At 40.8% G+C, this 25,573-nt stretch carries 23 protein-coding genes and 1 other annotated feature; of the genes, 5 read left to right on the top strand and 18 right to left on the bottom strand.

The window, feature by feature from the left end:
- The first annotated feature begins 57 nt into the window (after positions 1–57).
- Positions 58–231, top strand: coding sequence for a hypothetical protein (locus tag KP77_RS18130; RefSeq protein WP_160289512.1), 174 nt, complete (start codon positions 58–60; stop codon positions 229–231).
- A gap of 88 nt (positions 232–319) precedes the next feature.
- Here KP77_RS18130 and pepF read toward each other — a convergent pair whose 3' ends face one another.
- The 6 genes from pepF to KP77_RS07885 all read right to left on the bottom strand — a co-directional run bounded on the left by pepF (position 320) and on the right by KP77_RS07885 (position 7,019).
- Positions 320–2,137, bottom strand: a complete 1,818-nt coding sequence (gene pepF, locus KP77_RS07910) for an oligoendopeptidase F (RefSeq protein WP_041122179.1) — start codon at positions 2,135–2,137, stop codon at positions 320–322.
- 62 nt (positions 2,138–2,199) lie between these two features.
- Entirely contained in the window at positions 2,200–3,393 is a 1,194-nt protein-coding gene (locus tag KP77_RS07905; protein WP_041122178.1) for a competence protein CoiA, read from the bottom strand.
- A gap of 68 nt (positions 3,394–3,461) precedes the next feature.
- The gene (gene mecA / locus KP77_RS07900) at positions 3,462–4,118 is read right to left on the bottom strand and encodes an adaptor protein MecA (protein ID WP_041122177.1); all 657 of its coding nucleotides are present in this window, start codon (positions 4,116–4,118) and stop codon (positions 3,462–3,464) included.
- Positions 4,119–4,429: 311 nt separating this feature from the next.
- Positions 4,430–4,825: a transcriptional regulator SpxA gene (spxA, locus tag KP77_RS07895; RefSeq protein ID WP_039808451.1), complete on the bottom strand. Its 396-nt coding sequence runs from the start codon at positions 4,823–4,825 to the stop codon at positions 4,430–4,432.
- Between the two features lie 271 nt (positions 4,826–5,096).
- The gene (locus tag KP77_RS07890; protein ID WP_041122176.1) at positions 5,097–5,669 is read right to left on the bottom strand and encodes a GNAT family N-acetyltransferase; all 573 of its coding nucleotides are present in this window, start codon (positions 5,667–5,669) and stop codon (positions 5,097–5,099) included.
- A 165-nt stretch (positions 5,670–5,834) separates the two neighbouring features.
- Complete coding sequence (locus KP77_RS07885; RefSeq protein ID WP_084218654.1) at positions 5,835–7,019, bottom strand: putative glycoside hydrolase; 1,185 nt, start codon at positions 7,017–7,019, stop codon at positions 5,835–5,837.
- A 209-nt stretch (positions 7,020–7,228) separates the two neighbouring features.
- Positions 7,229–7,434 (top strand) — a binding site (T-box leader).
- Between the two features lie 161 nt (positions 7,435–7,595).
- Here KP77_RS07885 and trpS point away from each other — a divergent pair.
- A complete protein-coding gene (gene trpS / locus KP77_RS07880) occupies positions 7,596–8,591 on the top strand; it encodes a tryptophan--tRNA ligase (RefSeq protein WP_041122175.1) in 996 nt (331 codons plus the stop codon).
- Positions 8,592–8,923: 332 nt separating this feature from the next.
- Here trpS and opp4C read toward each other — a convergent pair whose 3' ends face one another.
- The 8 genes from opp4C to KP77_RS07835 all read right to left on the bottom strand — a co-directional run bounded on the left by opp4C (position 8,924) and on the right by KP77_RS07835 (position 17,720).
- Complete coding sequence (gene opp4C, locus KP77_RS07870; RefSeq protein WP_041122173.1) at positions 8,924–9,829, bottom strand: oligopeptide ABC transporter permease; 906 nt, start codon at positions 9,827–9,829, stop codon at positions 8,924–8,926.
- Between the two features lie 18 nt (positions 9,830–9,847).
- A complete protein-coding gene (gene opp4B, locus KP77_RS07865) occupies positions 9,848–10,813 on the bottom strand; it encodes an oligopeptide ABC transporter permease (RefSeq protein WP_041122172.1) in 966 nt (321 codons plus the stop codon).
- 34 nt (positions 10,814–10,847) lie between these two features.
- A complete protein-coding gene (opp4A, locus tag KP77_RS07860) occupies positions 10,848–12,599 on the bottom strand; it encodes an oligopeptide ABC transporter substrate-binding protein (protein WP_041122171.1) in 1,752 nt (583 codons plus the stop codon).
- A 28-nt stretch (positions 12,600–12,627) separates the two neighbouring features.
- Positions 12,628–13,635 carry an ABC transporter ATP-binding protein gene (locus tag KP77_RS07855; RefSeq protein WP_152614707.1) on the bottom strand — a complete coding sequence of 336 codons (1,008 nt, stop codon included), beginning with the start codon at positions 13,633–13,635 and terminating at the stop codon, positions 12,628–12,630.
- 2 nt (positions 13,636–13,637) lie between these two features.
- Positions 13,638–14,666, bottom strand: coding sequence for an ABC transporter ATP-binding protein (locus KP77_RS07850; protein WP_041122170.1), 1,029 nt, complete (start codon positions 14,664–14,666; stop codon positions 13,638–13,640).
- Positions 14,667–15,006: 340 nt separating this feature from the next.
- The gene (gene fabF / locus KP77_RS07845) at positions 15,007–16,242 is read right to left on the bottom strand and encodes a beta-ketoacyl-ACP synthase II (protein WP_041122169.1); all 1,236 of its coding nucleotides are present in this window, start codon (positions 16,240–16,242) and stop codon (positions 15,007–15,009) included.
- A gap of 108 nt (positions 16,243–16,350) precedes the next feature.
- On the bottom strand, positions 16,351–17,286 hold the full coding sequence (locus KP77_RS07840) for a beta-ketoacyl-ACP synthase III (protein WP_041122168.1): 936 nt from the start codon (positions 17,284–17,286) through the stop codon (positions 16,351–16,353).
- Positions 17,287–17,537: 251 nt separating this feature from the next.
- Complete coding sequence (locus KP77_RS07835) at positions 17,538–17,720, bottom strand: ComZ family protein (RefSeq protein WP_041122167.1); 183 nt, start codon at positions 17,718–17,720, stop codon at positions 17,538–17,540.
- Positions 17,721–17,861: 141 nt separating this feature from the next.
- On the opposite strand from KP77_RS07835, the gene KP77_RS07830 reads away from it, so the two are divergent.
- A complete protein-coding gene (locus tag KP77_RS07830) occupies positions 17,862–18,047 on the top strand; it encodes a YjzD family protein (protein WP_041122166.1) in 186 nt (61 codons plus the stop codon).
- 36 nt (positions 18,048–18,083) lie between these two features.
- Here KP77_RS07830 and clpB read toward each other — a convergent pair whose 3' ends face one another.
- Positions 18,084–20,660: an ATP-dependent chaperone ClpB gene (clpB, locus tag KP77_RS07825; RefSeq protein WP_041122165.1), complete on the bottom strand. Its 2,577-nt coding sequence runs from the start codon at positions 20,658–20,660 to the stop codon at positions 18,084–18,086.
- Positions 20,661–20,801: 141 nt separating this feature from the next.
- On the opposite strand from clpB, the gene KP77_RS07820 reads away from it, so the two are divergent.
- Complete coding sequence (locus KP77_RS07820; RefSeq protein ID WP_200889060.1) at positions 20,802–21,632, top strand: undecaprenyl-diphosphate phosphatase; 831 nt, start codon at positions 20,802–20,804, stop codon at positions 21,630–21,632.
- Between the two features lie 375 nt (positions 21,633–22,007).
- Here the strand turns inward: KP77_RS07820 and KP77_RS07810 are convergent, their stop codons facing one another.
- The gene (locus tag KP77_RS07810; RefSeq protein WP_041122163.1) at positions 22,008–22,316 is read right to left on the bottom strand and encodes a metal-sulfur cluster assembly factor; all 309 of its coding nucleotides are present in this window, start codon (positions 22,314–22,316) and stop codon (positions 22,008–22,010) included.
- Positions 22,317–22,376: 60 nt separating this feature from the next.
- Complete coding sequence (yjfP, locus tag KP77_RS07805) at positions 22,377–23,141, bottom strand: esterase (RefSeq protein ID WP_041122162.1); 765 nt, start codon at positions 23,139–23,141, stop codon at positions 22,377–22,379.
- 130 nt (positions 23,142–23,271) lie between these two features.
- Here yjfP and KP77_RS07800 point away from each other — a divergent pair, with 130 nt between their 5' ends.
- Entirely contained in the window at positions 23,272–24,084 is an 813-nt protein-coding gene (locus KP77_RS07800; protein WP_041122161.1) for a Cof-type HAD-IIB family hydrolase, read from the top strand.
- A 531-nt stretch (positions 24,085–24,615) separates the two neighbouring features.
- Here the strand turns inward: KP77_RS07800 and KP77_RS07795 are convergent.
- A complete protein-coding gene (locus KP77_RS07795) occupies positions 24,616–25,458 on the bottom strand; it encodes a YitT family protein (RefSeq protein WP_041122511.1) in 843 nt (280 codons plus the stop codon).
- Positions 25,459–25,573: the final 115 nt, after the last annotated feature.

The following is a 25,573-nucleotide window of genomic DNA, read 5'->3' as shown; positions in this document are numbered from 1 at the left end:
TGCAAGGTTTTAAATTTCAGTGAACATCATATACTTAAATATCAGGAGGCACAAGAGATGAAATATATCCGGCTGATTTTATTGATCGTATTAATTCCTTCTGCCTTTATTTATCACCTGTTTGCTTTGATGGAAATTTATCCGGTTACGTTGTCCTCAATTATGCTATTTGCAGCGATTACTGCTTTTTTATGGACTTTTTATCAGCCAAGAAGATTTAAAGGGAAATAAAACAGGCTGGAGCAGATCAACTGCTCCAGCCTGACTTGATTTTCCCGGCTCACTGCACTATTGTGGAGCCTGTATCAATCTTCAAATATTATTTATCCAGCAATGCTTCCATTTCATTCAGCTTTTCTTCAAACACTTTACATGCCTCTTCAATTGGTTCTGCACTTGTCATATCAACGCCAGCTTTTTTCAGCACTTCGATTGGATAATCAGAGCTTCCTGCTTTAAGGAATTCGTTAATATACTTCTCAACTGCCGGTTTCCCTTCATCAAGAATCTTCTTGCTGAGAGCTGTAGCTGCACTGTAGCCTGTCGCATACTGATAAACATAGTAATTATAGTAGAAGTGAGGAATTCTTGCCCACTCAAGTCCAATTTCCTCATCTACAATCAAATCATCACCAAAATACTTTTTATTCAGCGCATAATACTCTTTTGTCAGTGAATCTGCTGTGAGCGCTTCGCCATCCTGTGCCATCTGGTGGATTTTATGTTCGAATTCAGCAAACATTGTCTGTCTGAAAACAGTCCCTCTGAAGCCTTCAAGGAAGTGATTCAGAATATAGAGCCTCTTCTTTTCGTCATCGATTGTATTCAGCAGATGATCATTTAAGAGCGCTTCGTTACATGTTGAAGCTACCTCAGCTACAAAAATTGAATATCCACTGTCATGATAAGGCTGATTTCCTCTTGAGTAATAACTGTGAACACTGTGGCCGAATTCATGCGCGAGTGTGAAAAGATTATTCACGTTATCCTGCCAGTTCATGAGAATATAAGGGTTTGTGCCAAATGCACCTGAAGAATAAGCACCACTTCTCTTACCCTTATTCTCCTCAACATCAACCCATCTGTTCGACAAACCTTCATTAACAACTTTCAGGTATTCATCACCAAGTGGCTGTAATCCATCAGTCATCATCTGTTTCGCTTCTTCATAAGAGACCTTCATTGCAGCATCCTTTACTAATGGAGTGTATAGGTCATACATGTGTAATTCTTCAAGATCAAGCACCTTTTTACGCAGTTTTACATAACGGTGAAGAAGATGCAGGTTTTTGTTAACTGTTCCTACAAGATTTTCATACACATCTTCAGGAATACTGTTATTTGAAAGTGCTGCATGACGCGCAGAGCGGTAATTTCTAACTTTTGCAGAGAAGTTATCCTTCTTGATCTGACCGCCTAGTGTAGATGCAAATGTGTTACGGAACTGTCCATACGTTTCATAAACAGCTTTGAACGCATCACGTCTTACCCGCTGGTCACCGCTTTCAAGAAAATTAATAAATCTTCCGTGCGTGACTTCCACCTCTTCCCCGTTCTCATCTTTTACTGTCGGGAAAGTCAGATCAGCATTATTTAATGTACCAAACGTGTTAGCTGAACCGTTAAGAACTTCTGAAGCTTCTGCAAGCAGTGCTTCCATTTCTGCTGTCAGTACATGCGGGCGCTGGGCATTCAACACTTCCAATGAGTGTTCATACGTTTTTAATTCAGGTTTTTCCTGAAGAAACTGGTGGATTTTTTCTTCTTCAATCGCTAATATTTCCGGCATCATGAATGCAAAAGCACTGCTCACCTGTGACACCAGGTTTTTAGCGCGGTCATCCATTCCCTGATAAGTAGCATTGCCTGTATCCTGATCGTGACGCATATGTGAATATGTATATAGCCTTTCTAGACGTTCCATCACTGAATCCTGGAACTTTAAAGCCTCATAGAAAGTATCTGCACTATTACCAAGTGTACCTTTAAAATCTGCAGCTTTTTTGGATTCAGCTAATATTTCTTTATATTCACTGTGCCATGCTTCATCATCAGAAAAAATTGCTTCTAAATTCCACGTGAGTTCCTCAGGGACTTCATTTCTTTCCTTTAATTTCTTTACAGTTTGACTGGACATTTTGTTCCTCCTATCATTACTCGAACTTTCTTTATTTTCTCTCTTTTTTAAATAAGTTGCAACTATCTTCTATTATATTCCTGTATGATTATTTCCTTGTATAAATGATGAAAGTGTTTTAACTTTTCTTCTCTATTTTCTACGCTTATTTCAGAATCAGGATCAGTTATTTTATAAAAACCCCCATTCATATGAATGATCGCACATTTAACTAATAAATGAAGCAACTCATCAACAGTCGCCTGAATAAAATGAGGCGGAAAATTTTCATGCAGTGTTCGTAACGGAACAATCTGATGACGGACCAGGTTCTTCAATTCCGTCACTAATTGGGAGGAAGTAAAGACACCTGATTGTTTCATAGACAGATATAAATAAGCCTGCCATTCCATTGGCGATACTGAATAGTAGATGTTTGAGTGTAAAAATAAACCTGTCCAAGGAGGCAGTGAAAATAAAGAGGATTTTGCGATATACATTCTTTTGAGGAGAGGATCTTTGAAACTTCTCCGGTATTTGAACACATTCAGCATCCATTTCTCATTCATTTTCAGGTGCAGATGATAGTGGTTTTGCGCTGCTTCAAACGTTCGGAGAGGAAAGTGTGGAAAAAATAGTGTGTGCTGCGGGAAGCTTGTCCGTTCTGCATAAAAGAGTGATTTACTTAGAGGAATAAGGTGATGAAGGATTGTAAATATTCGTTTTTCCGGAGAGTAAGAGATGAGATAATATTGATTTTTCACTTGTGAATATCTGATAAATTGCTGTTGAAAAGATGTTAGTTTGATCAGGTTAGTATGCTCAGCCGTTTCAGTTGGCAAGAGCCAAAAAGGGATGACCCCGATTTTCCTGTAATCCATAGATCGCTGCTGCACAATTTCATTTGATATTGGAGAACATTGAAATTCAAAGGCATACTCGACTGAATTCATTTTCACACTGATATCAGCTCGTCTATTAATTTTGGGGTAAGTTTTCTCAAGTTCAGTTATACACGACTGAGATAATAACCAGTCGTTCAACCCGGTCTTAGCCTGCAGATGAAGACTTGATTCAGATTCTGAAAAACCTGCGCAATGTACTTTAGATTTGTGAGCGAAATGCGGAATCACTTTGGGGCCTGACTTTAACAGGACAGGAGATTTACATGAGGGACATCTGAGAGGCAGATGACGGAGTGACTGCACATAAGGACTATTGTGTACTTTCAGGTACAATGATTGTACTTCACCATGAAAGGTTTCAGCAATTAACATTTGATCCTCCTTATAAAAAACTGTACTGTTTGTTTCTAATACGAAACAAGCAGTACAGCTGTAATAAATTAATTAAAGTATTCGTTCACCTGATTGAAAACCTGGTCATTCATAATTACTTTACCATACTCTTCAAGACGGTGGACTGTAACACTCGTTGCCTTACCATATTCAAAAAGCAGACTTGAAATGTTTTCATAGTCGTCTTCTTCAAACTGGTTCTCAGGGAAATCAGTATATAAATAATATTGATTTTCATAAGAAAACAGCTTAGTCAACAGGCGATCTTCCTGGACAAACCTTTTTGAAAGAGCAATGACATCTTCAAAATCCTGAAAACGAAGGACTAATTTCATTTCCATTTCTTCCTGTTGCTCATCTTCCATGTCAAAATGCTGGTCGAGATAATCTTCAATCTGGTTAGATAAACCCGGTCCATTTTTGTCATCCTGCATCGGCAGATCAAACTTCTGCCCATCTTTTGTTACCTGTGCTTTTGTCACAAGTATTTCAAGACCTTTTTCAAGTGCCTGAACCTGAATCCAAAGTGGGCCTTCAACAGTGAAATCTTCTTCCTGATGAACTTCATCCATCATTTCCCAGAAGAGTTCTTCACTTTTATCCCGGTTATACCAGATTTCTTCTCTGTCAAATCCTCTGTCTTCTATATCCCCATAGGAAATATAAAATTTTACGGTATGATCATTAATGCGTTCTATTTCCATCTTTCAACTCTCCCTTCCTATGTGTTGGATGAAGGGAATCTCCCCCCTAGTCATAGGTAGTACAATCGAACTCAAAGAATAGGGTGATCTTTCTACTCTTATATTGTATGATAATTCTGCCATAAAGGGAAATTATATGGCGTCTAATTATTTAACAGATTGTCATTTGAGTGTAGACTATTCCGTCAATTATTTCAAGCAGTGAAGCTTAATGAAATATCATGGGAAAATTTTATAAAAAAATACACAATTATACAAAAAGACTTGTCCTGTTACTGAAAAACGGACAAGTCTCACTATTTAATCTAATCTTAATTAACCATTTTTTGTGCTTCAAGAAGCTGGAATGTACGTACTTTTCTTGGCAGGAATCTGCGAATTTCATCTTCATTATAACCTACCTGAAGACGCTTCTCATCCATTATAATTGGACGTCTCAACAATCCCGGATTTTCCTGAATCAGTTCAAATAGATCCTGCAGCGGCAGTGATTCTAAATCAACGTTCAGTTTTTGAAAGATTTTAGATCTTGTAGAAATGATCTCATCTGTTCCATCTTCAGTCATACGAAGTACTTCTTTGATTTCCTCAATACTTAACGGTTCAGAGAAGATATTTCTTTCTGTATATGGAATCTCGTGTTCTTCCAACCAGGCTTTTGCTTTCCTGCATGATGTACAGCTAGGTGAAGTGAACAAAGTTACCATGAACCATTCACACTCCCTCAATTTAAAAATTTATCCTTCAATATCTTCAATAAATGATTTCTAGATTAAAATCGTTTTAAAAAGATATCTTGAATTCATTATACACAATCAACAATGTTTTGAATAGTAGCTTAACGAAATTGTCATATAAATGTGATAAACTCATTTAAAATGTTGTCTTAATGTAGTTATTCCCGAATCTTCATCGGTTAAACATAACTTAAGCAATTTGTTTTAAGCATTCTCATTTAACCTTGTGTAATTGAAAATATCATATTTCTTTTAACACATCTTCCGCATCTTCACGATCGTTTTTAAGTACCTTTTCTACCGGTTCGTATTCATCGCCGTAAAAAGTTTTATCTTTATAAGTATGAATATCCTGATATGTCTTTTTCATCGCCTGATAAATAACTTCTTCACTTTCATCATCCGGTGCCCAATAAAGAATCTCCATGGAGTTCACTTCATTCGTTGCTAAAGAGCGTCTGTTGTAACCGATCGATGTCGCATGCTGGAAACCCGCTCTCTTGTAGAAACGGAGACGCTTTTCGGTATCTGTATCTTCATAGTCAACCGGTTCAACCTCAAGGATGATAGGTTTGTTTTTGTCCTTCAACTTTTGAATCAGTTTTCCACCAAGACCTTCTCCCCTTGCGCTTCCAGAGACAAATAAATAATCTATAAAGATGAAATCATCCGTCTCAACGTACATCAGTACATGTTTTGGTCCTTCATCTTTGTGATAAATATCACTTCTTTCTTTTAAAAGCGTTTCCATATGTTCGCGTGATTTCATCTCTTCTACAGGAAAATAATCACGCAGCTTTTCATACCAGTGCATATTCTGATCCCCTTTCAAAGTGTGAGATTTTAAAGTTAAATTAGAGAGGTTTTTTTGGAGGGTAGTTAACCTTTTTACTATACCCTATTTAAAATTTTTATAAACATAGACATCAAAAATAAAAGACCGGCACAAATTTTTGTGCCGGGTCATGGTGTGTGTTGCTTAAGGCAGATAATCTACCCCGCCTGTGTATGTGTTTCCTGCATTCCAGAGAAGGAATTCATTAATGCCATTGTCATATAACGCATCAATTTGTGCTTTTACTTCATTAGGTCCATATACCAGGTAGTTTCCTGCTCCAAGATATGAAGCTGTGAAATCCTGAATCCACGGTCTTGAAACCGGTGGATCTTCCAGTTCAGCAAGCTTTGCATTTTCAACTTTTGCATATTCAGAAATCAGGTTGTAAGGCTCTAAGTCCGGTTTGGCAATGCCAAAATATGACGTCCAGTGACTTGGATAGATCATAGATGAAATGACATCTACATTTTCAGAAATGCGATTGAAGTTCTGTCCAATACCAGGTGCTTCAGGTAATGTGGCTGAATATCCAAAAATATCAACGGATACATCCACATCGTAAGGTTCGAGCTGTTCAGATGCATAGGCAACAAAATCTGTTACAGCGTCAACTCTTTCGTTTGTTTCATCATTACCGTCATCTGTATAATCCCCTGTACCATAAGTAAGGACATCATCTCTTGTTTCAAATCCTTCAGGGAATCTTACATAATCAAACTGAATTTCCTTGAATCCCATTTTTGCGGCTTCAATTGCAATCTCTACATTATAATCCCAGACTTCTTTTAAGAAAGGATTAACGAATGATTCTTCGCGCCCATTGGCCCATACCTGACCGTTATCCTGGAATGACAGATCAGGTCTGCTGTTTGCAAGGATTGTATCTTTAAATACAACTACACGCGCAATTGGATAAACCTCATGTTCTTCAAGTGTCTCAAGCATCGCACGCGGGTCTTTTATGTAAGGTTGTCCAATATCATAAAAAGGTGAATCTTCTTCAGGTACATATGTTAAATAACCGTGATCTTCTTTAATATCAATAACCATTGCGTTCAGGTCCGTATTGTCCATTAGATCAAGCAGAGTCTCAAAGCGCTCTCCACCAGCTGAATGTCCAGTTACGTAAATTCCTCTGACAGCATCCGGGTATTCAAACGTTAACCCTGAGTCATAGACAAAACGGGGCATTGAATCCGGGAAACCTTTTTGTTGTTGTGAAACTTCTCTGATTTGATGTTGTTCATGTGATTCTGCAAGAACATCAGTGTTAAATACTGCTAAAGCAAGAATTGCAGCGCTTGCAGAAGTTGCGATGTATTTCAATGACACTTTTACCTCTCCTACCAACTCATTTTATGTACTTTTTAATTCTAACAAGTAATAATAGTAAAAGAAACGTTATATTGAATTATTTTGTTAATAATTTCTGAAATTCCAATTTTATTTTAAATATCGTCATAAAAAGATCATCCGGGAATTCGAAAATCATTTGCTTATCTTTCAAGTATTCACTTATAATAACTGTATATTAAATAAAGGCATGGATAAAGATTAGTAACTGCTGATCTGAATGATCAGAGAGTCTGCGGGTGGTGAGAGCAGATATTCAGCGGCAGTGAATGGACTTTGGAGCCCCTTTAATGAATGGAGTAGTTAAAGGCGCCCTGCTCTGCGTTATGAGCTTTGAGAGGCAGTTTAACTGCAATTAGGGTGGCACCGCGGAAAATCCGTCCCTATCTATTAGCAATTGTTAATAGATAGGGACGGATTTTTTGTATTATTTCAGCTATGTTAAAGACCAATGTTGTTTTAGTGCAGCTGGTGAATGAAGCGTTCCCCCTGGAGCGGAAATCAACAGCCAACTTTAACAGAGCTATTATTTTTTAGGAGGAACTATCAATGAAAACAATCTTTTCAGGTATTCAGCCAAGTGGAACCATCACACTTGGAAATTATATTGGCGCTATGAGGCAGTTTGTTGACCTTCAAAATGATTACAACTGCTACTTCTGTGTCGTTGATCAGCACGCGATTACGATGCCTCAGGACCGTTTGGAGCTGAGAAAAAACATTAAAAGTCTTGCAGCAATGTATATCGCTGTAGGCCTTGATCCCGAAAAAGTTACGTTATTCATCCAGTCAGAAGTACCTGCACACGCACAGGCAGGATGGATGCTGCAATGTGTATCATACATCGGGGAGCTTGAGCGGATGACTCAATTCAAAGATAAATCATCCGGTAAAGACGGCGTCTCTGCCGGACTTCTAACGTACCCGCCGCTTATGGCAGCTGACATTCTGCTATATCAGACTGACATTGTTCCTGTAGGGGAAGATCAAAAGCAGCACCTTGAACTGACGAGAGACTTAGCAGAACGATTTAACAGAAAATATAACGATATCTTCACCATTCCGGAAGTAAGAATTCCAAAAACAGGCGCAAGAATCATGTCACTTCAGGATCCACTTAAGAAAATGAGTAAATCTGATGCCAATAAGAAAAGTTTCATTTCAATGCTTGATGAGCCTTCACAAATCGTAAAGAAAATTAAGAGTGCTGTAACCGATTCAGAGGGTATTGTGAAGTATGATAAAGAAAATAAGCCGGGAATCTCAAATCTCATGTCTATTTATTCAATTTTAACAGGTAAATCGCTGACTGAAATTGAAGAAACTTACGAAGGAAAAGGTTATGGTGACTTCAAAGGAGAACTGGCTGAGATTGTAGCCGGTCATATAAAACCGATTCAGGACCGTTACTATGAACTGATGGATTCTGAAGAACTTGATGACATCCTAGACCTTGGAGCTGAAAAAGCAAACTTTGCTGCCGGAAAAATGGTAAAGAAAATGGAAACCGCTATGGGTCTTGGAAGAAAGCGCAAGAAAAAATAATGGTAAAAGCTGAGACAAATTGTCTCAGCTTTTTACATGTCTCTCTCTCCATGGGTATTTTAATGTAGACAAATGAATGAACAACGCCCCGATTGGAATCCCGTATGTTTCTGTATGACTGAATAAGTATTTGATGTATTCTGCTGTTGTATTTCCAGAAGGAATTAGATTCATAAAAATCAAACTGTGAATCATACCTGATGAAAGCAGCAGGAATCCAATTATGTATATGAAAATTCTCGTCATTTGCACACCCCGTATTATTGTATGCAGTGCACAAACAAAATTTCCCGGGAAATGAAAAAAGCGTCTCAGTTAAGAGACGCTTTTTATTATCGTTGAGATTTAGGATTAAATGCATCCTTCAAACCTTCACCAATAAAGTTAATTGAAAGAATTGTTACTGTCAGAATAATCGCAGGCGGCATCCAAATCCATGGTTTATTGGATAATACATCTGATTCCTGGGAAGCAGATAGCATATTACCCCAGCTTGGGATCGTCTGTGGAACCCCGAAGCCGAGGTAACTCAGTCCGGATTCTGCCACAATCAGTCCTGCGAATAAAATAGTAGACTGTACAATAATTGTAGACAATACGTTCGGAAGTAAGTGCTTAATAATTACTTTAGACGGCTTACATCCAATAGATACAGCTGCTAAAATATATTCGTTTTCTTTTTCTGCCAGAATTTTACTTCGTACAATCCGGGCTACCCCGCCCCAGCTGAGTAGACTGATCACGGCGATTAAAATTGTTAATCCATCTACTAAACCATAGAAAATTGTACTAAGAACGATAACGAATACTAGGAATGGGAAGTTAAGTACGAAATCAGTGAAACGCATTAGAACTGAATCAACAATTCCGCCATAAAATCCTGCAATTGAACCGACAATTGTTCCAAAAAGAACAACCAGTGTTGTACATGCCATTCCTACAAGAAGCGATACACGGCCTCCATATAGGAGACGAGTAAATACGTCTCTTCCAGATTTATCTGTTCCAAGCCAGTGTTCATTGCTTGGCTCTAAAGACATTTGCATAATATTTACTTTCGAAATATCAGCTGATGTTACATACGGTGCTAAAAACGATACGATAATAACTGTCAACAGGAAAAAACTGCTGATCATAGCAAGTTTGTTCCTCAAAAACTTACGTCTGGCAATTGCCCAAGGAGACATATTAATGGTTTTTTCCTGTGACTTATTTGGATCTGCTGTTACATTGACCATTGAATAATTCCTCCTTTATCAATCCAGACGGATTCTTGGATCAACAACACCATACAAAATATCAGCAATCAGGTTTCCTACTAATGTTAAAGCTGAAAGCATCATTGTAATAACCATCAGTGTTGGATAATCACGGTTCGTTACTGAGCTAAGGAAAAGTTGTCCGATTCCCGGATAAGTGAAAATCGTTTCAGTAATGATCGCACCACTGATTAGTGTTGCAATATCAAAGCCAAGAAAAGTTACAAGCGGGATAATCGAGTTACGCATGATATGAACATTATAAATCTTAGATGTTGGTGTCCCTTTTGCACGCGCTGTACGCACAAAGTCTTTTCTGCTGTTTTCAATAATGTCATTTCGTAAAAACTGCGTATAACTTGCTGTTGCAAGTGCTCCTAAAACAATAGCCGGCATTAACACATGGTGGGCGCGACTCAGCCAGTAATCAAATGTGCCGGGCTGCAGGGTTGGATCGACTGAGCCTGAATAAGGGATCCAGCCAAGGTTAAAGGAGAAGAAATAAATCGCAAATACAGCAGCGATAAATGATGGTATGGCTAGTCCCAGATAATTCAGTCCACCAATCAGGTTATCTCCTAATGTATAAGGTTTTCTTCCTGCATATATCCCCATTGCAAAGGCTAAAATATAAGTAATTACAAGTGATGAGACACCTAAGAATATCGTGTTAGGAAGCCTTTCTGCTACTAAGTCTGCTACAGGTACTTTATATCGTGTTGATGTTCCAAAATCACCTTGAAAAAATCCGCCAACCCATCTGAAATACTGTACCGGAATTGGATCATTGTATCCTAATCTTTCACGCATCTCTTCTATGTACTGTGGGTCAGTGTTATTCGGATCAATCTCCCCGCTGAGCGAATCTCCCGGCATAGCTTTCGCCAGGAGAAACACTACGAAGGAGATAAGGAGAAGCATTGGAATCATACCGATGATACGGCGAATTGTATACTTTAACATAGATACTCTCCTTATCAATCTTTACTGCATACTATTATTGAGCGATAGACCATTCGTGTGGGCTGTTTGAACCTGAAACGTCATATTCAACGCCTTGAACGCGCTCGTTAAGAGCAACAATTTCTTCAAGTTCAGCGATAAAGATCATTGGTACATCTTCAGCCACCATTTGTTGCCATTGTACATAAAGGTCTTTACGTGCTTCCTGATCGTCACCGACAACTTCAAGGTCAAGTGCATCAGCTAGAAGCTGGTCAGACTCTTCATTCTTGTAACGTGGGTAGTTCCAAAGCTGGTCAGATCCCCATAGAGCAGTTGGATCCGGGTCAGCGCCAGTTCCCCAGCCGCCAAAGAATGTTTCAATAGATGGATCATCTTTTTCGATCATATCGTAGTAAAGGTTAACTTCTGCCATTTCAAGCTCAGCGTTAATTCCAACTTCCTGCCAGAACTGAACGATTGCCTGTGCACGTGTTTCAAAAGTCGGGTTACCAGTAGCGTAGTGAGAGAACTTAGCAACAAATTCTTCACCATTTGGATCTTCAACAAATCCGTCGCCGTTTACATCCTCATATCCAGCTTCAGCAAGAAGTTCTTCTGCTTTTGCAGGGTCATACTCATAAGTTGCAAGTTCTTCAGGGTCTGCAGCGATCCAGTGGTTTGATGGTACTGGACCATTTACAGGTGAACCATATCCGAAGAAGAATGCATCAATCCAAGATTGACGGTCAATAGCGTGTGCCATTGCTTTACGAAGATTTACATCAGCATACTTTTCTTTGTCTTCAACAATTTCATTTGTTTCAGCATTGAATGTTCCAAGCTTGAAACCAATGTAGTAATAAGAAAGACCTGGGTAAGTAACAATTTCAACATTTTCTAGTTCTTCTACTTCAGGACCGTTAACAGGCTGAAGTGAAATCATATCGATATCGCCATTTCCAAGTGCACCTACTGTAGTAGTGTTATCAATAACCTGAACGTTGATTCCGTCAAGCTTTGGCTCACCTTTCCAGTAGTCTTCAAACTTCGTCATGATTACAGCTTCACCAGGAGTGATGCTGTCAACTTTAAATGGTCCAAGACCTACAGGCTTCGTACGTACCTGCTCAGAAGCTGACATTTCAGCTACAGGAATACCTTCGAATTGCGCACGGTTCATTGGGTAAGCCCAAACGTTAACAAGATTGTTAATACGTGCTTCATCAAATGTTACTTCAATTGTATAATCATCAATTACGTTAAGACCAGAGATGCTGTCTGCTTCGCCTGCGCGGTAAGCTGGCGCACCTTCGATTGTCTGTACGTTAGCATAACGGGGACCATCATAGTCCGGATCTGCGATTGTTTCAAGTGCGAATACCCAGTCATTAACTGTAAGCTCAACACCGTCGTGCCACATTACACCCTGTTCGAATGTGAATGTGTATGTTTTGTTATCTTCTGTTTCCCAGCTCGCAAGGTTTGGCTGAGGTGCAAGGTTTTCATCATATTCGATTAGACCTTCATCAAATAGTGCAATGATATCAGCATCAGTTGCGATACCGTAGAATGCCCAGTTGAAAAGGCCTTCAGGTGGAGCGTCTACACCATATGTAAGAGTTCCCCCAGATTGTGCTTCTCCAGCGTCACCTTCAGTGTCGCCTTCTGCATCGTCAGTGTTACCTTCTTCAGTTGGTTCTGTGTCAGCCGGCTCATCTGCGCTGTCTCCTGAACTACAAGCTGCAAGGAATGCAGATAGTACAAGAAGCAAAGTAAGCATCAGCAATAGCGATTTCTTTTTCATTTTGTTCCCCCCAAATTGGTTTTAAGTTTTAGTAAAGAATACAAGCTACGTGATGACCAGGTTTCACCTCCTTTAAAGCAGGTTTGATTTCAGCACATTCTGCTTTTGCCATAGGGCAGCGCGTATGGAACGGGCAGCCAGAAGGCGGGTTGGCAGGTGATGGCACATCTCCCTGAAGCACGATACGTTCTTTGCGCTTTTTAGGATCAGTCTCCGGAATTGCTGAAATAAGTGCCTGGGTGTAAGGGTGAAGCGGCTCGGCATAAAGACTCTTATTCGTCGCTACTTCCACCATATTGCCGAGATACATAACCCCGATTCTGTCACTCATATGTTTAACAACACTAAGGTCATGGGCAATAAATAAGAATGTAAGGTCAAATTCATCCTGCAGTTCTTTCAGCAGATTCAGTACCTGTGATTGCACGGATACATCAAGTGCTGATACTGGCTCATCTGCTACGATCAGTTTCGGCTTCAGAGCGAGTGCTCTGGCAATTCCGATACGCTGTCGCTGACCACCTGAGAACTCATGCGCATATTTGTCATATGCTTCAGCCGGGAGACCTACGCGTCTGAGCAGTTCAAGAATCTCCGGTTTTAAAGATTTTTTACTTACTTTACGGTAGTTTCGGATAGGTTCTGAGACGATATCCCCTACACTTTGTGTAGGATTCAGTGATGCATAAGGATCCTGGAATACCATCTGGAAATCCTGTCTCGCTTTTCTCAGCTCGTTGCCTCTGATGTTGGTAATGTCTTTACCATCAAAAAGAATTTTTCCTTCCGTCGGCGTTAACAGTCTGAGGATGGTTCTGCCGGTTGTTGACTTTCCACATCCTGATTCACCAACAAGACCCATTGTTTCACCTTTTTTAATCTGGATATTGATATCATCTACAGCTTTCACGTTACCAATCGTTCTCTTGAGGAACCCGCCTTTGATTGGATAGTATGTTTTCAGGTTTTGGATATCGAGCAGCACTTCTTTTTCAGTTTCAGGCGGCTGAGCGGTAGTCTCGCGCGTCTCTGTCATGTTCATCTGTCACCCACCCTTTCAGGCTGTTTACTATTTTCATATAGAATGCAGGCAACTTCATGCCCAGGCTCATCTTCTGCTAAGGCAGGTGTAATCTGCGTGCACTCAGGCATTGCCTTAGGGCATCTGTTTGCGAAGCGGCAGCCAACCTGCGGCATTTTCTGTATAGAAGGCACAAGCCCTTCAATTGTTGCAAGTGTTTCTACTTCTTCATCCATCTTTGGAATGGCATTCATCAGTAATTGCGTGTATGGATGTTTAGGATTATCAAACAGTTCCATTACATCTGTTCTTTCAACAATTTTTCCTGCGTACATAACAATGACCTCGTCACAGATTTCTGAGACGACGCCCAGGTCATGCGTAATCATAATGATGGCCATGTCGTTCACTTCCTGGATATCTTTAAGCAGTTCCAGAATCTGCGCCTGAACTGTAACATCCAGTGCAGTGGTTGGCTCATCCGCTATCAGAAGTTTCGGCTGACAAGCAATCGCCATTGCGATCATCACACGCTGTCTCATCCCACCTGATAACTGGTGAGGATATTCTTCAACAATACTCTCAGGTCTTGGGATTCCTACACTTTTAAGTAAAGCGATACTTTTCTTTCTCGCTTCCTTTTTATCAATCTTTTCATGATTGAGAAGCACTTCTTCTATCTGATAACCGATTGTAAAAACCGGATTAAGAGCAGTCATAGGTTCCTGGAAAATCATCGAGATGTCTTTACCGCGGATCTTGTTCATTTCGCGCTCTGATAATTTTTCAAGATTTCTGCCTTCGAATTTGATTTCTCCTCCACGGACCTTTCCGATTCCCTGTGGAAGGAGTTGCATTACGGACAGTGACATAACACTTTTACCGCAGCCGGATTCTCCGACTATTCCGACAATTTTTCTCCTGTCGACTTTCAAGGAAACTTTTTCAACAGCGTTATAATAATTCTTGCCAATCTTAAACCCTGTCTGGAGTTCCTTGATCTCTAAAAGTGGTGTCTCGTTCTGTCCTGCCGTTTTTCTAACCATTTGAACACCTCTAATATTTCTTATTTTCAATCAATTTATATTATTTGTATAAAATACTATTACAGATAGATTACAATTTCAACTTGTTTTTTCTAAATCTTTGCAATTCCCCCCCTCTACTATGCTTGAAACATTGATTTCAATGAGTTTTGTCGAAATAAAAAAATTTTTAAAATATTTTCACACTCAAAATATTGTTGTAATAAACATAATACACTATTACATATATAACTTTAATAGGTAAAGTGAATTATATTACAATAGGATGCATGAATATTCATTCATATTCATATAAAAAAGCAGGGCTGCCTTTAGCAAACCCCGCTCCGGTATATCAATTTTATTCATAAGATTTAAATACAATTGTTGCGTTATGACCGCCAAAACCAAGGGAATTACTGACTGCGGCCTTTATTTCCTGCTCTCTGGCCGCATTCGGTACGTAATCCAGATCACATTCAGGATCAGCTTCTTCGAGGTTCATTGTTGGAGGAAGGACGCTGTTTTTGATTGCAAGCACAGTGAATATCGCTTCAACTCCCCCGGCAGCTCCAAGCAGGTGTCCTGTCATAGACTTTGTTGAACTGACAGCTAGCTTATAGGCGTGTTCTCCGAATACTTCTTTAATTGCCATTGTCTCGTATTTGTCATTATATGGTGTGCTTGTCCCATGCGCGTTAATGTAGCCAATTTCTTCAGGGCTTAGTCCAGCATCTTCAAGAGACTGCTTCATCGCACGAACACCACCTTCGCCTCCAGGAGAAGGTGCTGTAATATGATAAGCATCCCCTGTAGAACCGTACCCGGTGATCTCTGCGTAGATCTTTGCATTCCTTGCAAGAGCATGTTCAAGTTCCTCTAATACGAGAATACCTGCACCTTCTCCCATGACAAAACCATCTCTGTTTTTATCAAAAGGACGGCTTGCTTTTGTCACATCTTCATTTAACGTCAGTGCAGTATTCGCTGTAAAACCTGCCATTGCCATTTGTGAAATTGGCGCTTCGGCTCCGCCTGTGATCATAGCATCTGCATCTCCGCGCTGAATCACCTTAAATGCATCTCCAATTGAGTTCGTTCCCGACGCACAAGCAGTCACAGTACATGAATTCATTCCTTTAGCACCAAGGTCAATAGAAACCTGTCCGGCAGCCATATCCGGAATCATCATTGGGACGAAAAACGGGCTGACCCGCTTATACCCTCTCTTCTGGAACGTTTCAAATTGCTTTTCAAATGTTTCCATTCCACCAATTCCACTTCCGATCCATACACCTATACGGTCGGCATTAGACGAAATATCCAGTGAAGAATCTTTTACAGCTTCACGTGAAGCAACAATCGCGTAATGAGTAAAACGGTCCATCTTACGTGCTTCTTTTCTCTCTATATGATCTTCTATATTAAAGTCTTTTAACTCAGCAACTGCTCTTGCAGGAAATTCTTCCTGATTCAGTCTTGTCAGTTCCCCGATGCCGGACTTTCCATTGATAATACTCTCCCATGATGTATGCACATCATTTCCTACTGGTGATACCATACCAAGACCAGTCACTACTACACGTCTTTTTGTCATGATTGTCATCTCCTACTTATATAATCGATCGGTTAATGGGTAGAAGCGGGGTCTACCCTCCCCACAAAGTGTACACGCAGAGCAAGGGTCTATCCCTCTTCTGTCCACTTATCTTCCCCAACGCATAGCAATTGCGCCCCATGTCAGGCCTCCACCAAAGCCTACCATGACAAGCAGATCGCCATCTTTAATTCGTCCTGCTTCAAGATCTTCTATTAATGAGATCGGAATGGACGCTGCTGAGGTGTTACCGTATTTATTCACTGTCATAGACATTTTCTCTACAGGCAGATCAAGTCTTTGTCTTGAAGCCTCCATGATTCGGATATTCGCCTGGTGTGGAATCAGATAATCTACATCTTCTTTTGTCAGCCCTGCTTTTTCAAGGACATTGATACTTGATTCGCCCATTTGTCTTACAGCGAATTTAAATACTTCACGTCCGTTCATATAGATACCTTCTTCACCCTGGTACAAATGATTACCGCCTGAGCCGTCAGCACCAAGTTCAAATGAAAGGATCCCTTTATCATCATCCACTGGACCAAGGACCATTGCACCGGCACCGTCTCCGAAAAGAACAGCTGTATTACGGTCATCCCAGTTTGTAATTTTGCTGAGCTTTTCCACACCTACTACAAGTACCTGCTGATATCCGGCATTTTCAATAAATTGCTTTGCTGTTACCATTCCATACATGAACCCTGCACAGGCAGCTGACAGATCCATCGCAGCCGCTTTTTTTGCCCCAAGCTTTTCCTGCAGTATTGTCGCTACTGACGGGAATGGCTTATCCGGTGTTACCGTGGCTACAAGAATCATATCAAGGTCTTCAGCTTTCGTCCCCGCATTCTCAAGCGCTCTGAGTGCAGCTTCGTATGCCATATCTGACGTATCTGTTTCATCATCTGCCAATCGGCGTTCTTCTATACCCGTACGAGTCCGGATCCATTCATCTGACGTATCCATTTGTTTTTCCAGATCATGATTCGTCACAACTCTTTCAGGTAAATACCGCCCTACCCCTAAAGCACCTGCACGCATATATCTTCCTTCTTTCTGATATTTTTTATCTGTATGATCAAATATTATGAGTTGGTACTAATATTATATGATAATGAAGTTCTTTTCAACTTATGAATATTTTTTAGGGGACACAGGAGGGACGGAGCTTGCTGTGCCGAAATGAAAATGATTATAAAAGTGGCATAAGAAGCTCCGTCCCCCCTGTGCCCCAACAAAAAAACCGTGACAAATTAGTCACGGTCTTCCCTCACAATGCTGTGATCAATTGCTTATTTTTCTGCGTCCGCCTTGCCCAATTCATAAGCATCATTCATTGCTTTTGCAAAGATTGACATAAAAGGCTGCAGTGATTCAACTGATACCTCTATACCAGCTTCGTCCATTTTTGCTTTCGCTTCAGGTAAATACTTCATTGCGATCTGCATAAATTCCATTGTTTTATCATCTGCCATATGAATCTCTCCTTTGCATTCTGTTTAAGTGCTTCATTATCTTAACTCAAATGTTGAATGATTTCATTGATTGACCATTTCTTTTCGAAAAAATTGTGCTAAAATGAAAGCGATGTATTTTTCTGAAATGAGGTGAATCCCTTGGCATATTTTATGACTTTGTTCTGGACATTCCTATTAACACACATGATGGCTTATGTAGTAAGCTCAATGAATGGCGTACCATATGAATTTATGACAGCTAATATCATTGCAGTGGTTGTGACTGTTCTATTATTTGTAATCGGCACAGTTATTCCGAAACCTGAACCTGCAGAGCACCACTAAAAAATCATGATCCCCAATATAGGGATCATGATTTTATTATTTATGAATGATTTTATACTGTTCCTGATCACGTTCGATGATGATATCACTGTGAGGCGTTACGTTTCCTTTCAGCAATTCTTTCGCAAGAAGCGTTTCGATTTCTTTTTGTATATATCTCTTTAATGGTCTAGCACCGAATGAAGGGTTGTAGGCCGTTTTTGCTATATAGGCAACGGTCTCGTCTGAGAGTTCAAGTGTAATGTGCTGTTCTTGTAATCTCTCCTGCAATTCTTCAATCATCTTATAGACGATTCCCTTCATATGATCTTCTGTTAGAGGATTGAACAAGACGATATCATCCATCCGGTTCAGCAGCTCAGGTCTGAAATGACGGTGCAGTTCGCCCATCACAAGATCCCGTGCCTGCTCAGGCTCTTCCTGATGCTCAAGCAGATGACCTGACCCGATGTTCGATGTCATAATAATGATCGTATTTTTAAAATCCACTGTTCGTCCTTTGGAATCTGTTATTCTTCCCTCATCCAGCATTTGAAGAAGGATATTGAATACTTCAGGATGTGCTTTTTCAATTTCATCTAAAAGGATGACTGAGTATGGCTTCCTTCTGACGGCTTCAGTCAGCTGACCACCTTCTTCATATCCGATATAACCCGGAGGTGCACCAATCAGTCTTGAGATCGCGTGTTTTTCCATGTATTCGGACATGTCTATCCTGATCATCTGTTCTTCACTGTCAAAAAGTGTAAAAGCAAGAGACTTGGCAAGTTCAGTCTTACCGACGCCTGTTGGTCCAAGGAAGATAAATGATCCAATCGGCCGGTCAGGATCTTTAATCCCTGCACGCGCCCGCATGACGGCTTCACTGACAGCTGTTACAGCTTCCTGCTGACCGATTACTCTTTCATGCAGCGTATCTTCAAGCCGAAGCAGTTTTTGACGTTCTTCTTCTATTAATCTGTTTACAGGGATGCCGGTCCATCTTGCAACGATCGAAGCAATTTCTTCTTCTGATACTTCTTCTCTTAACAGCCTGTTATCACCCCGGCCCATCTCATGTTCATTTTCAAGTGCTGTAATTTCCTTTTCAAGCTTAGGAATATGGCCGTGTTTTAATTCAGCGGCTTTAGACAGATCATAGTTGTTTTCCGCCTCATCAAGCTCTCTTCTTAATTTATCAAGCTCTTCTTTTTTCTCCTGAATCCCGACAAGCGACTGCTTTTCACTCTCCCACTTTGATTTCATCACTTCTGCCTGCTCTTTTAATTCTGCAAGCTCAAGCAGGAGTTTTCTTAACCGCTCAACACTCGCTGGATCTTTCTCTTTTGCGAGTGCTTCTTCTTCGATTTCAAGCTGCATCACTCTTCTGAATGATTCATCAAGTTCCTGCGGCATAGAATCAATTTCCGTTCTGATCATGGCACATGCCTCATCAATTAAATCAATCGCTTTATCCGGCAGAAAGCGGTCTGTAATGTAACGCTCGGATAATTTTGCTGCTGCAACGATTGCGCTGTCGTGAATGCGTACACCGTGATGCAGTTCAAAACGCTCTTTCAACCCTCTTAAAATGGAAACCGTATCATCTTCATCCGGTTCGTGAACCATCACCTGCTGGAATCTCCGTTCTAATGCGGGATCTTTTTCAATATACTGTCTATGTTCATTCAGTGTTGTGGCACCGATACAATGGATTTCCCCTCTGGCAAGCATAGGCTTCAGCATATTTCCGGCATCCATTGCACCTTCAGTTTTACCTGCTCCTACAATTGTATGGAGCTCATCAATGAATAGGATAATCTGTCCATTACTGTTTTTTACTTCTGCTAATACAGCTTTCAGTCTTTCTTCAAATTCTCCTCTGAATTTTGCACCTGCTACAAGCGCGCTCATATCAAGTTCGAATACAATTTTATCTTTTAAGCCTTCAGGCACGTCTTTTCTGACGATCCGCTGGGCGAGTCCTTCTACAATCGCCGTTTTACCAACGCCAGGCTCTCCAATCAATACTGGATTATTTTTTGTTTTTCTTGAAAGAATCCGGATGACGTGTCTGATCTCAGCGTCACGCCCGATCACAGGGTCCATCTTTCCTTTTTTTACTTCTTCGACTAAGTCACGCCCGTATTTAGTCAGCGCTTCGTATGCAACTTCAGGATTTTGAGTTGTCACCCTTTTTCCTCCTCTGATTTCATCTGTTATTTTTTTCAATGCCTCAGGACCATCACTGTGACTGATCAGGTACTTCGCCACAGGCAGATGGGTCATTTTCATTAGTCCGAGCAGCAGATGTTCTATTGATAAGAACTCATCTTCATATTCTTTCATGATCTCTTCTGACTTTTTAAGCCATGTTCCCGTGTCACCTGTAAAAACCGGGTCGTAACCGTCAGTCTGTATCTGCGGGAAAGATGTGAGTCTCTGTGCTGTATATGCCTTCAGATCAGCCATATCTAACTGAATTCCTGTCATCAGCCGCCCTGCAAATTCATTTCTCGTCAATGCTTCAAAGACGTGCTCCACTTCGATTGTGGAATGCCTGCTGTTCGTGGCAAGCTCTTTGCCTTCTGCAAAAGCGTTCTGAACACTATATGTCATTTGATCGAGTTTCATCTGACCACTCCTTTGACCTTCTTTGACCTTTGTAATATTTTATCATTCATTTCATGAAATTGTAAAGAAGAACTGCTTTACATCCTTTCTTTTCGGTGGTTAAATTAAGAACATGTGATGCAACATAGATGGAGGATTTTTATGGATATTGAACAGTTATGGATCATTTTAAAATTTACATTTCTCGGTTTGTTTCAGGGGTTTACAGAGCCCATCCCGATTTCTTCAAGCGGACATCTTCTATTAGCACAGCATTTTCTCGGAATTGAGATTGAAGGTAATAACTTTACATTTGAATTGATGGTAAACTCTGCTTCACTGATTGCTGTTCTGCTCGTTTTCCGTGAAGATATCATGCGCCTGATCCAAAGAGGACTCGGTTACATAAAGACCCGTAATCCTGAAGATAAGACTGAATTTAACTTTATTGTTTACCTGATTATCGGAACCATTCCAGCCGGTGTAATCGGCGTGTTATTCGATGAAGATATTTCACGTTTATCCGGACCTCAGACAGTCGCAATTACATTAATGATTACAGGTGTGGCATTATTTCTGATCAGAAACCTGAGAGGAAAACGCGGAGAAAGCGGTATGTCAATGAAAGATGCCGTGATTATAGGTTTTGCGCAGGCTGTTGCGTTAATTCCAGGCATCAGCCGGAGTGGTGCTACAATTGTTGCTGCGATGGCACGCGGTATTCATCAGGAAACTGCACTGCGATACTCATTTTTACTTTTTGTACCGGTAAGTCTTGGCGGAATGATTCTGAGCTTCTCAGACCTTCTGTCGGATGATAATCTCGCAGACCTGTGGATTCCATATCTGCTGGCTTTTATCGCTTCACTGATTGCTTCGTACTTCTCACTTAAGTGGTTTATGAATATCATGGCAAAAGGGAATCTGATTTATTTTGCTATCTACTGTCTGACAGTAGGACCGATCGTTCTGCTTGTCCTTTGGATTTCTTAAAGATTTGGTTTCCTTATATACGTTGTATAAGGGAAATTGTTTCACTATAATTGGTAAGAGGTTTGGCCATGGCGGCTGAGCCTCTTTTTTTGTGTAGTAACGGCTGGGTATGTAAAGGTGTGGCGATTCGCTCACCTTTTCATGTATATCTATCAGCAATTGAAATTATTTTGACATCTTTGACTATAATTCGGCACTCTTTTCCGGAGGGTAGGTTTTATCTATCATCTCTACTGAAAATTCTTGAAGCTAACACATGAATACCATCATCTTTTAATGATTCGGCCATAACGTAATCAGCCAACAGCCACAATCTCTCATAAACAGAAAAAACCGCTGAACCCATCTAATGGTCCAGCGGTTTTTGTGCTTTGATCACGTAATGCCTAAAGCAATCTTAGCATATCGTGACATGTTGTCCTTGCTCCAAGGCGGACTCCATACGATATTTACATCTACTTCTTTTACTTCCGGTACATCAGCAAGTGCTGCTTTAACCTGATCTACAATGACAGGAGCCAGCGGGCAGCCCATAGAAGTCAATGTCATTTTCACTTCTGTATTTCCGGCATCATCCATAAACACATCATAGACAAGGCCAAGATTTACGATATCAATACCCAGTTCAGGGTCAATTACTTGTTCAAGCGCACCCATAATGCTGTCTTTTACATCCTGGTCCATCAAATCACTCCTTTAACTCTTTGTGTCCATCATACCAAAAATCTCGCCTGACTGAAACTGTCACGATTTCATATGGTGATCAAACCATTTTACCGTTTCCAACAGCCCTTTACGCGTCACTTTATGTCCTTCTGTTTCTTCAGAGATAAACCGCAGATGATCTTTTTTAACATATAACTGGTGGATGGCTTTAAAGAATGCATATGTTGGTTCATAAGGGACAACGGTGTCCGCTTTTCCATGCCAGAACATGAGCGGACGGTTATTCAGCTTTTCAGGATGAAGGCTTAAATCATATGCTTCGAGTACCTTCAGCTGTTCATTGACCTCTTCTTCGCTCATTGGAAGTTTGAAACCATTTCTTTCAAAATGCTGAATCTGTGCTTTGGCAAAACCGACGTATGCAGGAGAACCCATCAGGCTGACTGCAGTGTGAATCCACTCATACTTTTTTAAAGCGCCAAGGGTTGTGATACCGCCCATCGACGTTCCGGCTGCACCGATCCGCGTATCATTAGCATAACCTTCATCTGACAGCGCCTTTTTCATGGCACTAAATTCTTCTATCGATCTGACAACGATTTGCCAAAAGCGCGTACTCATGACCGTTTCGTCTGACCCGTCGGACCGCTCGCCGTGATAAGCTGCATCAGGGAGTATCACATCAAACCCTTTTTCAGCTAAAAGGTAAGCGTAATGCAGATTGTGCTCTTTCGCACTCATGAATCCGTGAAAGAAAAAAATGACAGATGAATGATCTGATTGCTGTTTAGCTACATGCAGGCAAGGGATACCCGCAATTCTTCTATTATGTATTTCGATCAATTGTGCTGCTCCTCTCCAACCTTTTCGCTCATATATTATCACATAACCAATATGTGGCATACTCATTCACCTTATACATCTGAATAATGGTACAATGGTGTTGACGTTAGAAGTGAAGGAGCGTATTCAGATGGATAAACATTTAATCGCATTAGACCTTGATGGCACATTACTGACAGATGAGAAAGTAATCTCTGAGAGAACAAAAAAGACGCTCTTAAAAGCAAAGGAAGCCGGTCATGAAGTCATGATTGCAACCGGCAGACCTTTCAGGGCGAGTGAAGCCTATTATAAAGAGCTTGGCCTACAGACACCAATCGTTAATTTTAACGGTGCCTATGTCCACCACCCTCTCGACCAGGGCTGGGGGCTACACCACGAACCAATGAACCTGAATGTTGTAAAAGATATTGTCGAAGCAGTGCATGACTATGAATTTCATAATATGGTAGCTGAAATCCTTGATGATGTGTATCTTCATTATCATGATGAAAAGCTGCTGGACATTTTCAGTTTCGGTAATCCGACGATTACTGCAGGAGACCTAAGAACCTATTTACCTGCTAATCCTACCAGCTTACTTATCCACGCTGATGAGGCACACGTGGACAGCATAAGAAATCACTTAAGTGAAGTGCACGCAGAAGTGATTGACCACAGACGATGGGGTGCTCCGTGGCATGTCATTGAAATCGTAAAGTCCGGATTGAATAAAGCAGTCGGACTTAAAAAAGTAGCTGATTACTACGGTATCTCCAAAGACCGTATTATTGCTTTTGGAGATGAGGATAACGATCTTGAAATGCTCGATTACGCCGGCCTGGGTGTCGCAATGGGCAACGGCATTGACAGTGTCAGATCCACAGCCAAGCATATTACAGGTACCAACAATGAAGATGGTATTTCGTTATTCCTTGAAGACCGGTTGAATATTAAGTACTGACATTTAAACTCTCTTTTAAAGAGGGCTGTTGATTTCCGCTCCAGGGGGAAAGCTTTCCGCATGAGCCGTCTTTTTGGCTCCGGTTCAATCGGCCCTCCTCGACGCGTTGCGTCTGTGGGTCTCACATGTCACGCTTCTCCTGCTGGAGTCGTCCCCCTTCCGCTCCAATCACCAGCTGTGCTAAAACAACATTGGTCTCTAATATAACTAACATTTTAAATGTGCAAATATTTTTTACACCTTAGTGCAGCGGAGCGGAAGGCGGTGACTCCGGGACGATTAGAGGGAAGCTGAGACCCCGCAACCGAAGGTGAGGAGGCCATATCGGACCACAAAACGGTCCACCGTCCGGAAAGCATCCGCCTGAAGCGCAGCGGAACGGCTATACAAAGTAAAACGGCTGTCTCTATTTTAGAGACAGCCGTTTTACTATTAATCGCGGTCGGAGCTGAGCAAGCGCCTTCTGCTTTCCTACGATGTCCAGCTCCGGTTCGCAGGGGCTAGTATGCTTCCCTCAGCTCCACTTTTCTACTAATCGTCTTTTCTAAAGAACCCAAAGATCCCTGTCGTCTGAATGATATTTGTAAAAGCATGCGGATCTGTTTTATGGATAATTCTCTCCAGCTCAAACAGTTCATACCTTGTAATGACGATAATCAGCATTTCTTTCGGATCATCTGCAAAAGCACCACGTGCAGGTACAATTGTGATTCCTCTGACCATTTTATCGTGAATCGCTTTTTTAAGCAGTGAAGATTTTTCCGTAACGATCATCGCAGTGAGTTTCTCGTGTCTTGTATGCAGCGCATCGATCATTCTCGTAGATGCATAAAGTGTAACAAGTGTATACAAACCTTTTTCCCAACCAAAAAGCGCACTTGCAAGTAAAATGATACCAGCATTCATCACGAAGAAATAAATGCCTACCGGCTTATCATTCAATCTTGATAAAATCATCGCGATAATATCCATACCACCGGTAGAGGCACCCCACTTAAGCGTCATCCCCACACCCACACCTGCAATGACACCGCCAAAAACAGCATTCAGTAAAATATCAGGTGATACCTCAATAATTGGAATAATTTCAAGCGCAATGGTTGTAAAGCCAACTGACACAAGGCTATAGATCGTAAACATTTTCCCTACCCTGAGCCAGCCTAGTATGATTGCCGGAATATTGAGGATCAGCAGTAAGATACCAGTTGACAAATTAATAGGAGTAAATTCATAAAAAATATTAGATAAAAGCTGTGCTGCACCTGTAAATCCGCTTGCAAAGACATTTGCAGGAATCAGAAATAAATTCAGTGCTACTGCATTCAGGATTGCTCCGATAATAACAACTGCTATCTTCTGTGTCTCAAGCCACATTGTTTCTTTTGATACATTAGATAAGCTGAAAGCATCTTTTGTTTCTGCCACCTTTCACCCTTCCCTTCTAAAAAGTCCATTCTATTCTTTCTTTACCTGTTTTAACTTCATATAC

It is taken from the genome of Jeotgalibacillus alimentarius (assembly GCF_000829445.1).
Classification (GTDB): Bacteria; Bacillota; Bacilli; order Bacillales; family Jeotgalibacillaceae; genus Jeotgalibacillus; species Jeotgalibacillus alimentarius.
This window is presented reverse-complemented; position numbering and strand designations above follow the sequence as displayed.

Excerpts from the sequence above, each read along its gene's own strand:
- pepF (WP_041122179.1), bottom strand. The coding sequence starts at position 2,137 with ATGTCCAGTCAAACTGTAAAGAAATTAAAGGAAAGAAATGAAGTCCCT.
- KP77_RS07905 (WP_041122178.1), bottom strand. The coding sequence starts at position 3,393 with ATGTTAATTGCTGAAACCTTTCATGGTGAAGTACAATCATTGTACCTG.
- KP77_RS07890 (WP_041122176.1), bottom strand. The coding sequence starts at position 5,669 with ATGCACTGGTATGAAAAGCTGCGTGATTATTTTCCTGTAGAAGAGATG.
- KP77_RS07810 (WP_041122163.1), bottom strand. The coding sequence starts at position 22,316 with ATGGACCAGGATGTAAAAGACAGCATTATGGGTGCGCTTGAACAAGTA.
- opp4B (WP_041122172.1), bottom strand. The coding sequence starts at position 10,813 with ATGTTAAAGTATACAATTCGCCGTATCATCGGTATGATTCCAATGCTT.
- spxA (WP_039808451.1), bottom strand. The coding sequence starts at position 4,825 with ATGGTAACTTTGTTCACTTCACCTAGCTGTACATCATGCAGGAAAGCA.
- clpB (WP_041122165.1), bottom strand. The coding sequence starts at position 20,660 with ATGAAACTCGATCAAATGACATATAGTGTTCAGAACGCTTTTGCAGAA.
- KP77_RS07840 (WP_041122168.1), bottom strand. The coding sequence starts at position 17,286 with ATGCGTGCAGGTGCTTTAGGGGTAGGGCGGTATTTACCTGAAAGAGTT.
- KP77_RS07855 (WP_152614707.1), bottom strand. The coding sequence starts at position 13,635 with ATGACAGAGACGCGCGAGACTACCGCTCAGCCGCCTGAAACTGAAAAA.
- KP77_RS18130 (WP_160289512.1), top strand. The coding sequence starts at position 58 with ATGAAATATATCCGGCTGATTTTATTGATCGTATTAATTCCTTCTGCC.
- mecA (WP_041122177.1), bottom strand. The coding sequence starts at position 4,118 with ATGGAAATAGAACGCATTAATGATCATACCGTAAAATTTTATATTTCC.
- fabF (WP_041122169.1), bottom strand. The coding sequence starts at position 16,242 with ATGACAAAAAGACGTGTAGTAGTGACTGGTCTTGGTATGGTATCACCA.
- KP77_RS07820 (WP_200889060.1), top strand. The coding sequence starts at position 20,802 with ATGGATATTGAACAGTTATGGATCATTTTAAAATTTACATTTCTCGGT.
- KP77_RS07795 (WP_041122511.1), bottom strand. The coding sequence starts at position 25,458 with ATGTGGCTTGAGACACAGAAGATAGCAGTTGTTATTATCGGAGCAATC.
- trpS (WP_041122175.1), top strand. The coding sequence starts at position 7,596 with ATGAAAACAATCTTTTCAGGTATTCAGCCAAGTGGAACCATCACACTT.
- opp4C (WP_041122173.1), bottom strand. The coding sequence starts at position 9,829 with ATGGTCAATGTAACAGCAGATCCAAATAAGTCACAGGAAAAAACCATT.
- KP77_RS07850 (WP_041122170.1), bottom strand. The coding sequence starts at position 14,666 with ATGGTTAGAAAAACGGCAGGACAGAACGAGACACCACTTTTAGAGATC.
- KP77_RS07800 (WP_041122161.1), top strand. The coding sequence starts at position 23,272 with ATGGATAAACATTTAATCGCATTAGACCTTGATGGCACATTACTGACA.
- opp4A (WP_041122171.1), bottom strand. The coding sequence starts at position 12,599 with ATGAAAAAGAAATCGCTATTGCTGATGCTTACTTTGCTTCTTGTACTA.
- KP77_RS07835 (WP_041122167.1), bottom strand. The coding sequence starts at position 17,720 with ATGGCAGATGATAAAACAATGGAATTTATGCAGATCGCAATGAAGTAT.